Here is a 6,837-nt window from a genome sequence, read left to right on the forward strand (position 1 = left end):
CCGATGCCAGCGAGCTGGAGCAAAAAGAAACGGGCTGAGTTCAACGGTAAACCACACCAGGCTAAACCTGATTTCGACAATATGATGAAAGCCCTGATGGATGCTATTTACGAAGATGACGCTCACATCTGGGATTCACGCGTCACAAAATTATGGGGAGAGAAGGGACAAATAATTATCGGGGAGATAGCAGAATGAGGGCGCTGCTTGATGCTGCAGAGCAATACCTGGATCGAATCGCTGACAGGCGTGCAGGAAGTATCAGTGTCTGCAAATCTTTTGGTGCTTACCGTTCATGGGTAATTGTCGAATCCGGCCATTACGACGCAATTCAACTGCCTGACGGAACTCTTCGTAAACACCCCCGCAGCATAGCTTTTGCCAACATGGAGGAAACCGAGTTCCAGCAACTGTACAAAGCCGCGCTCGATGTTCTGTGGCACTGGGTATTGTCTCGGGCATTCAAGACTCAGCGAGAAGCGGAAAACGCCGCTGCGCAACTCATGAGCTTTGCGGGGTGATGGCGATGAAATACTCCTGGTTTCACCACCATGAATGCACAACCGAGCAGGCCGACGAACTGTTGGAGAGTTACCGTCGCCGTGGCGCCACGGTCGAACGCAGTCTGAATCGCGACAACATCACCTGGACTGTCAGCGCAAAATTGCCTGAATGCGAGCATCCGGCGCGCACACCAAGAACCTTTCGCCAAAAGGTCTGGGGGTGATTATGGCTAAGCTACCACGCTGCAAGTGCGCCAGCGCTGTCGGCAAAGAGCAGACCAGAAAAGCGCGGGAGGCCGCGCAACGTAAGGATTCTGCCAAACAGCGTGCAGCTGAGAAGAAAGAGCGAGCCGCCTGGCGCAAGCGAAAAGCCGTCAGGAAGTATTACAGCGCACTGCGTCGCGAGTTAATTAAGAGCAGGGAGGCGGCATGACACCAGAACTGAACGAGATCATTCGCGTTCGCTGGCAGCGATTGCGCTTATACCATTTCCCCGGCTCTGTGCTGACGGACTACCGAATACTGAAGAACTACATTAAAACCATAGGCGGTACTGTATGAACACTCAATTTCTCGAATACGTGCGCCAGCAGCTGATGGTGGCCACCGCCGATTTAAGTGGTGCGACGAAAGGGCAGTTGATGGCGTGGCTTGAGAACGCCCAGTTTGATACGGGAACGTTTAAACGTAAGAAGCTCCGTGTGTATGATGAAGTGACCGGGAAAATGATTACGCTGGATAACCCACCAATACCGGGCAAACAGTCGCATGCCAAGGGTTCACATATTCCCCTGGTGCAGCCGGTAGAATTCTACACCGCATCGTGGCGCCGGGCGCTGATGTCACTTGAAGAACCCCAGAAGGCCTGGCTACTGTGGAACTACAGCGAGAACGTAAGCTGGGAGAGTCAGGTGTTGATTACTCAGTGGGCGTGGGCTGAATTCAAGTCGCAGATGGGGTCTCGAAAGATAGCTGGTAAAACCATCGAACGGTTGAAGGCGTTAATTTGGCTTGCTGCTCATGATGTGAAAGCAGAACTAGCAGGGCGCAGCACATACGAGTACCAGCAGCTGGCGCAACTGGTAGGGGTATCAAAGCCAACTTGGACTGAAACCTACCTCCCGCACTGGCTGGCGATGAAACAAGAATTCGTGCACCTTGATAATCAGGCGCTCCTTTCTGTTTCGCGATCACGTTCACAACAAAAGGCGACAAATTTGGATGTAAGTCTTGCAAAACCGAACTGAAATGGATATATTTCGTGTAAATCTGATATTGTGCCATTGTTGTATGCACTGGCAGTAAATGAGTTTTCAAGCCTGAGGTTGACGCCTTGGGCTTTTTTATTTGAATGTAGACAAGCGGTAAAGCACTCAAGCCATAATTGAATTCTCGCTGGCTAAATCCCTGCCAGACGCGTCAAGTCTAAGTTCACTTCGAGGTATCAAAGGTAGTTGTCAATTTGATATATTTCGCTTCAAAGAAGTTGAGAAATGGATTAATGATAATGAGGTTGCCAACAAAGGTAGAGCTGATTTCATTCTGCTTCGTAGTCATTTGGGTTATCTGGTGTGCATGGGCAGACAAAACAACTCACGACACATACCTTTTTGATGGGGTGCTTTATAAGTCAGTTATTGTGGGGACTTCCTTCGTGATAGGAGTTTTCATTGCTTGGCGTGTGTACCTAAGTAATAAGTTCTCAACAGGTCTGGTTAAGAGGCTTTTTGGCGTTTGTCTCACCGTTATGATGTACCTGACTTTTACCTTTTGGAACGTTCCAGAGTTAATAATGATCTCATCAGCTAATAAGCATGTGAGTGACAATTACCGATTCAAAATGAGATACCCCACGCAATCTGGAGGAAAAACCAGGTCATGTAAGGCTCATGTTATCTACTATGACACATATCTGAAGCGTGAAATCGCACTCTGTCACTGGGATTATGCTCCATCTTTTTTCTATACGGATTATATTCGAGTAGATAAGCTGATTTCAGGTATGGGCGGGCAGATTATTTATCACGAAGCCGTTCATTGAGAAAATCCTATTTAAAGTTTAGAGGTCGCCATATGGCGACCCTTTTCATACACACAGCGCCATCCGAAGAATCGGATGTGAGGCTCTAAGGCCAGGATGTGCACCTTGGACAGCAAACATTGAGTTTGTTGTGGTTTCTTGCAACGCTGCATCATCTGCTCCGTTCTATACTGTTTGCTTAGTATTGCGGAGGAATGTATGAAAGAAGGGTATTACTGGATTCAGCATGTAGGCATTGTACAGGTAGCGTATTACACGAATGACACTGTTGATGATCTGGAAACGGGTAAAACAATCACAGGTGTCTGGCATCTGACCAGAGGCGATGACATTTGCCATAACGGTGAGGCAGAGGTTCTCGCAGGGCCGCTGCAACCGCCGCGATAAAAAACAAAAATCAAATCCCTGGCTATGGCCGGGGATTTTTATTTTCAGGCTCTTAATAGTCATTCAATTGAAGACTGCCTGATACAGGAATATTAGAACTGCAAGGTAACCCCAGTATTGTAAATGGTAAAAGAAAGTATTTGTCATCATTCATCCCTCTGGTTCCATTTGGTTATGTTCATCAAGCAATAAATGAACCAGTTTTTCAGAGAATTAAATCAATTACTTATGGTGACCTTGTTACGGTGTATGCACTCCAGAAGTGCGATTGCACTAAAAAAAGGAATCACCACTCCATTATTACATCACACCTGATAATGCCATCCGAACTATCGGAGGTGAGGCTATGACCAGAATGAGCACCATTTACAGCAGACTTTCATATGGATCAGGAACCACGCTTGCCGGCTGCGGTGTATCAGCGAAGGCATATGCCGAAACAGCGAAAACAGCAAAAGAGGTGTCCTGGATGTTGGCCGACAGAATTGTAGGGTTAAGCCTGAGCGACTGGGCAATTATTGTCGGTATCGCATGCACAGTTATCACTTGTGCAGTGAACTGGTATTTCCGCTGGAAAGAACGGGAGGATCGGCGCAATGGCTATGCCACCAAAGCTGAAGAATAAACTGAGCGCAGCGGTCGTTGGTTTGATTCTTGCGGGGGCTTCCGCGCCCGTGATTCTCGATCAGTTTCTGGATGAGAAAGAGGGTAACAGCCTGACAGCATATCGCGACGGCGGCGGAATCTGGACTATTTGCCGTGGCGCCACGATGGTTGATGGTAAGCCAGTAGTTCAGGGCATGAAGCTGTCTGCTGAGAAATGCGCCAAGGTGAACTCCATAGAACGCGACAAGGCGCTGGCGTGGGTTGAGCGAAATATCAAAGTATCACTGACCGAACCACAGAAAGCGGGTATTGCGTCATTTTGTCCTTACAACATCGGCCCCGGAAAATGTTTCCCTTCCACGTTCTATAAGCGCATTAACGCTGGTGACCGTAAAGGTGCCTGTGAAGCTATTCGCTGGTGGATTAAAGACGGTGGCCGCGATTGTCGTCTGACCAAAGGCCAGAAAAATGGCTGCTATGGGCAGGTAGAACGACGGGACCAGGAAAGCGCGCTGACGTGCTGGGGGATAGACCAGTGAGCCTGCGCTATCGATTTATTACCATTTCGCTGCTGGCGGCTGTCGCATTCATCGCGGGAAACGTATGGAGTAACCGTGGTTGGGAAAAGAAGTGGGCGGAACGTGATAGCGCGGAGTCATCGCAAACAGCGAACGCGCAGACCGCAGCCCGAATGATTGAACAAGGGCGAATTATTGCCCGGGATGAGGCCGTAAAAGATGCACAAGCACAAGCCGCTAAATCTGCTGCCACTGCTGCTGGTCTGTCTGCCACTGTTAGCCAGCTGCGGACGAAAGCAACAAAGCTTGCCGCCCGCCTGGACGCCGCAAAGCACACCGCAGATCTTGCCGCTACCGTCCGAAGCAAAACAACCGACGCCGACGCCAGAATGCTCGCCGACATGCTCGCAAGCGTTGCAGAACAAGCTCGATATTATGCTGCAATCGCTGATCAACGCTATACAGTAGGTATTGCATGTGAGCGTATTTACTACTCTGTGAGAATCTCAAGTAACAACATGGTTCAGCACATAATTAAGCATTGAAAACTGTTATGATTGGGGTTTTACTTTGCGATGGTATGATTATGAGAAAAGCGATAACTTTTAGCAATGCTAAGCATGAGGCTGGGCACTGGATAACAGGTTGGATACTTGAAAAAGCAAGTAAGGATTTGGTCATTGCAACTACCAATAACGGTGATTCATATTGCGAACGTAACCCACATCCAGACTTTGTGGACTTGGAACAAATAAATTCTCATCTTGGTAACCGGATTATCAACTTACTCAGCGGAGCAAAATCCGAAAGTCTTGTCTGCGGGGAGTTTAATAATGAGATCTATATTCATCTTATTGGCGATTACAAAGGTGCGTGGCCAGATTACTTTATGGCTTCTGAGTTGTTCCGATATTATTACAGGTCATTAAATCCTTCTTGCCGAAAGTCATTCGATGAAGAGTGGAACCTCATAACTAAGAAAACTGAAGAAATAATTAAGCAGCATGAGTTGTTTATCAATAGTGTTGCGAATGAAGCTATCCGGAGAATTTCTGGTGAACAATCACTAATAAATTTCTCACAGGCGGATATGCTTAACATTTTAGAGAATCACTCGAAAGGATCATTGACTGAGTGCCATTGATAATGATTTTCGCTACAATAACCTCAAAAACTATATGAGGTAGAAATGGACGCAAATTACATCGCTTATGAAACTTTAGTTGCTAACCGTGCTGCAGTTGAATGGGCTTTTTGGTCGATGCTAGGGACATGGGCTTCTGTCTTCGCAACGATTGTTGCTGCGGTAGTCGCTGGGATTGCAATTTTTGGATGGAAACGACAGGAAGAAGCCATAGAGTTAAAGAATTTTCGGGTGTCAATTTATCACTATCATTCCTCGATGATAAGAGCTCCTGAAAGAAATCTCCCTGAATTAGATCAGATAAGCTTTATTGGTTTAAATGAAACATACAACACGCTCTCAGCAGTATATATATCAACATTGATGATGCATCGCAGAAAAACGAGAGAAGAGGCATCAACAATATTTAACGAACTTGCCGAAATTCAATCAGAATATACTAGTGGTAAAATCAGCAATCATGAAGCCGAAGCAAAAATTAACCATCTTAGGAAAAATAAAAGAATACTAATTTTGTCAAACTAATTTTAGAGCTCCGTTCATGGGGCTCTATATTTCTCATGCGATTAAATAATTTATGTTGGTTTTATTCGTCGAATTCTACGATTGCTTTAGTTGTTAACCTATGATTGATGATCATTATCATTTGCGCGGGTCCTCCTGGCGATCCTGAACACCGAGGGGGCGAGGACACGCGGAAAACGGCTGGTTTTTTGCATTTTATCGACATCATCATCATTCCCTTAACTTATTGATATTTCAGTCGTGAAATTATTCACGATGTCGAAATGGTTAAATATTGTTCATCATCATGGATAACGAACTGAAAAACCTTCGCCTCAATATCAATCAGCTGGCAGCGGTGACCGATCTTCATCGTCAGACGATCTCCAGCAGGCTGAATAACGTTGAGCCTGCTCCGGGCAGTAATTCTCGTCTCAAGCTTTATTCTGTTGTCGATATTCTCCGGGAACTGCTGGGCCGGACCACGGCACCCGAGCTGGTGGATATCGATAAGATGTTACCGCCGGATCGTAAGGCATGGTTTCAGTCTGAACGCGAGAGGCTTAAATTCCAGCAGGAAACAGGTGAGTTAATCCCGGCATCGACAGTGACCCGAGAATTTTCATCGATGGCAAAAGCCGTCGTTCAGGTGCTGGAAACGCTGCCGGATATTCTTGAACGTGATTGCGCGATGACGCCTGCAGCTGTCGTTCGGGTGCAAAAAGTCATTGATGACCTGCGAGATCAGATAGCCCTGAAGGTTGAGCAGGCAGATACACCGGAACAGGAGGACAGTTCGCCAGAAGAGGAGTAAGCCATGCGACAGGCCACGGCGGCGGAGCTAAGAAAAAACACTGCCGGGATCATCAGAGCACCGCGCCGAATGCCTGTAGCCGAAGCCGTACATAAATATATGCGTGTTCCGGTCGGTGTGGGTAACTCCGTTGAGTGGGATCCTAATCTTGCCCCTTATGTTGTGGAGCCGATGAACTGCCTGGCATCACGCGAATATGATGCTGTCATTTTTGTTGGCCCTGCCCGAACGGGTAAAACCATTGGTCTGATTGATGGCTGGGTGGTGTACAACGTTGTCTGCGATCCGTCTGACATGCTCATCATTCAGATGACGGAAGA

Annotated in this window: 12 protein-coding genes and 2 pseudogenes; all 14 read left to right on the forward strand. The window is 47.1% G+C overall.

The features are described 5' to 3' along the window. Window positions 1-198 (forward strand): RusA family crossover junction endodeoxyribonuclease (locus tag OGV74_RS09260; RefSeq protein WP_286520687.1); only part of this gene is annotated, 198 nt, incomplete at its 5' end. 2 nt (window positions 199-200) lie between these two features. Continuing rightward, window positions 201-521, forward strand: a pseudogene (locus OGV74_RS09265) (DUF1367 family protein); the annotation flags it as partial. Next, a complete protein-coding gene (locus tag OGV74_RS09270; RefSeq protein WP_061381131.1) occupies window positions 521-727 on the forward strand; it encodes a hypothetical protein in 207 nt (68 codons plus the stop codon). The pseudogene OGV74_RS09265 and the gene OGV74_RS09270, both read left to right, overlap by 1 nt. Before the next feature lie 23 nt (window positions 728-750). Then, window positions 751-885, forward strand: a pseudogene (locus OGV74_RS09275) (recombination protein NinG); the annotation flags it as partial. A gap of 47 nt (window positions 886-932) precedes the next feature. Next, window positions 933-1,064, forward strand: coding sequence for a YlcG family protein (locus tag OGV74_RS09280; RefSeq protein ID WP_286520689.1), 132 nt, complete (start codon window positions 933-935; stop codon window positions 1,062-1,064). After that, window positions 1,061-1,750, forward strand: coding sequence for a bacteriophage antitermination protein Q (locus OGV74_RS09285; RefSeq protein ID WP_286520691.1), 690 nt, complete (start codon window positions 1,061-1,063; stop codon window positions 1,748-1,750). The genes OGV74_RS09280 and OGV74_RS09285 overlap by 4 nt, the downstream gene beginning before the upstream one ends. A 992-nt stretch (window positions 1,751-2,742) precedes the next feature. Then, a complete protein-coding gene (locus tag OGV74_RS09290) occupies window positions 2,743-2,931 on the forward strand; it encodes a hypothetical protein (protein ID WP_100272347.1) in 189 nt (62 codons plus the stop codon). A gap of 346 nt (window positions 2,932-3,277) precedes the next feature. Beyond that, entirely contained in the window at window positions 3,278-3,556 is a 279-nt protein-coding gene (locus tag OGV74_RS09295; RefSeq protein WP_286520695.1) for a phage holin, read from the forward strand. Beyond that, the gene (locus OGV74_RS09300) at window positions 3,528-4,076 is read left to right on the forward strand and encodes a lysozyme (RefSeq protein WP_286520697.1); all 549 of its coding nucleotides are present in this window, start codon (window positions 3,528-3,530) and stop codon (window positions 4,074-4,076) included. Before OGV74_RS09295 ends, OGV74_RS09300 begins: the two co-directional genes overlap by 29 nt. Continuing rightward, window positions 4,073-4,600, forward strand: coding sequence for a DUF2514 domain-containing protein (locus OGV74_RS09305; protein WP_286520700.1), 528 nt, complete (start codon window positions 4,073-4,075; stop codon window positions 4,598-4,600). The genes OGV74_RS09300 and OGV74_RS09305 overlap by 4 nt, the downstream gene beginning before the upstream one ends. 8 nt (window positions 4,601-4,608) lie before the next feature. Continuing rightward, window positions 4,609-5,199 carry a hypothetical protein gene (locus OGV74_RS09310; protein ID WP_286520702.1) on the forward strand — a complete coding sequence of 197 codons (591 nt, stop codon included), beginning with the start codon at window positions 4,609-4,611 and terminating at the stop codon, window positions 5,197-5,199. A gap of 45 nt (window positions 5,200-5,244) precedes the next feature. Then, window positions 5,245-5,724 carry a hypothetical protein gene (locus OGV74_RS09315; protein ID WP_110248570.1) on the forward strand — a complete coding sequence of 160 codons (480 nt, stop codon included), beginning with the start codon at window positions 5,245-5,247 and terminating at the stop codon, window positions 5,722-5,724. 286 nt (window positions 5,725-6,010) lie between these two features. Next, on the forward strand, window positions 6,011-6,517 hold the full coding sequence (locus OGV74_RS09320; RefSeq protein WP_047358011.1) for a DUF1441 family protein: 507 nt from the start codon (window positions 6,011-6,013) through the stop codon (window positions 6,515-6,517). Window positions 6,518-6,520: 3 nt separating this feature from the next. Continuing rightward, window positions 6,521-6,837 (forward strand): phage terminase large subunit family protein (locus tag OGV74_RS09325; RefSeq protein ID WP_286520141.1); only part of this gene is annotated, 317 nt, incomplete at its 3' end.

This window comes from Citrobacter sp. Cf116, from assembly GCF_030336505.1.
GTDB lineage: Bacteria > Pseudomonadota > Gammaproteobacteria > Enterobacterales > Enterobacteriaceae > Citrobacter > Citrobacter freundii.